Source organism: Myceligenerans halotolerans (assembly GCF_054782975.1).
Genome location: NZ_BAAGRL010000051.1, coordinates 1 through 1,387, shown reverse-complemented (window position 1 = coordinate 1,387; position 1,387 = coordinate 1). Strand labels below are relative to the sequence as shown.

Here is a 1,387-nt window from a genome sequence, read left to right as displayed (position 1 = left end):
GCGCTCGTAGTCCGGGTTGTCGATGTTCCCCGTGTGGAAGATCTCCGCGACCTGCCGGCCCGCGCCGTCATACTCGAACAGCACCTTGGCCGGCGCCACCACGTCGTTCGACGCCAGCGTCAAGAACTTGTCCGACGCCGTACCTTGGACGTACCACTCCCCGATCGCCATCACCTTGCGGCCCGCGTGGTCATAGACCACGTCGGTCACCACGCGCCCCGGCGCACCCGGATCAGCGGACTCACGCTGGGTCTGGATCGGGCGAGCAAGCCCGTCATACAAGACACTGCTCTCGTGCCGACGCGACCCGTCCGCGCCCAGCACCGACGTGAGCACCGCGCTGATCCCGCCCGCGCGGACCGTGTACTCGTACGACACCGTCGGCGACAGGCCCGTATCCCGGTCCGGCTGCCACACCTTCAACAGGCGGCCCAGGTTGTCGTACTCGGCAGTAGTCACCTTCCCGTTCGGGTCCGTCACCGTGACCGGCACCCCCCGCAGCAGATCCAGCGCCGTCGTTCCGGCAGGGCCGTCTACTCCGATAGTCCGCGAACGCGCACGCCGCGTGCCCTGGCTTCGCGAGCCAGCCGGGCATCGAACGTCGCCAGGTCGGCTGTCAGACGCTCGGCAGTCGCGAGCACACAGGCATCGGGCATCTTCAGCGCGGCCGTCGCCCGCACCAGTGCCAGCTCCTCCGGAGACGGATCGCCTTCGGGAGAGAGGCCGAACCCAGCCTCCTGCAGCTTCTGCCGCGCCTCGACCTGCTCACCGGACTTGGCCGGTCCAACCAGGACCTCGGCCATCGTCAGCGAATGCAGCACGATCCCGTCACGGCCGTGCTCGACGACGATCCTGGCTGCCTCGCCATGATGAACATGCTCAGGACGTGAAGCCGCGATCACGACGTTCGCATCGGCGACGATCACTCCTCGCCCCACCCCTCACGCACGTCCTCCAAATAGCCGTCCGGGTAGTAGTCAGCCAGCCCAGTCAACGCCGCGACCGCACGCTCGTGCCTGACCGTTTCGATATCGTCCTCATGCTCGACCGCCGAAGCACCCTCCTCGATCAGATGCGTCAGCAGCCGGCTCTCCGGCTCCCCGGGCCAACGCCGACGAGCCACCGCCAACGCATGAGCCACGGAGTCGGTCTCGGTGATCGCGTGACGCGGCTTCAGGGTTGGCATACCAGTAGTGTAACACTCCTCCCGTCAGGTGTCACACCTGAGCGACAGGTCTGCTCTCGACGCTGGGGGTCTGTACGACCCGAGTTGGCTCATGATTAGTCGCGTATGTCGTGGTTCACAGCTCTATTGCCGATATTCACCAGGGCTGGCCGGTTCTTGGCTCGTGAGATGAGGTCTTGACTGGCGCGTGTGTGGCCGGGT

Annotated in this window: 3 protein-coding genes; all 3 read right to left on the bottom strand. The window is 66.3% G+C overall.

Annotated features, from left to right (window positions below; genetic code table 11):
• Positions 1-480, bottom strand: a 480-nt coding sequence (locus tag ACYVK5_RS23150) for a hypothetical protein (RefSeq protein ID WP_460708341.1), incomplete at its 3' end; no start/stop codon positions are given.
• Positions 481-533: 53 nt separating this feature from the next.
• A complete protein-coding gene (locus ACYVK5_RS23145) occupies positions 534-926 on the bottom strand; it encodes a type II toxin-antitoxin system VapC family toxin (protein WP_460708340.1) in 393 nt (130 codons plus the stop codon).
• Positions 923-1,186 carry a hypothetical protein gene (locus tag ACYVK5_RS23140; RefSeq protein WP_460708339.1) on the bottom strand — a complete coding sequence of 88 codons (264 nt, stop codon included), beginning with the start codon at positions 1,184-1,186 and terminating at the stop codon, positions 923-925. Before ACYVK5_RS23140 ends, ACYVK5_RS23145 begins: the two co-directional genes overlap by 4 nt.
• Positions 1,187-1,387: the final 201 nt, after the last annotated feature.

Excerpts from the sequence above, each read along its gene's own strand:
- ACYVK5_RS23140 (WP_460708339.1), bottom strand. The coding sequence starts at position 1,186 with ATGCCAACCCTGAAGCCGCGTCACGCGATCACCGAGACCGACTCCGTG.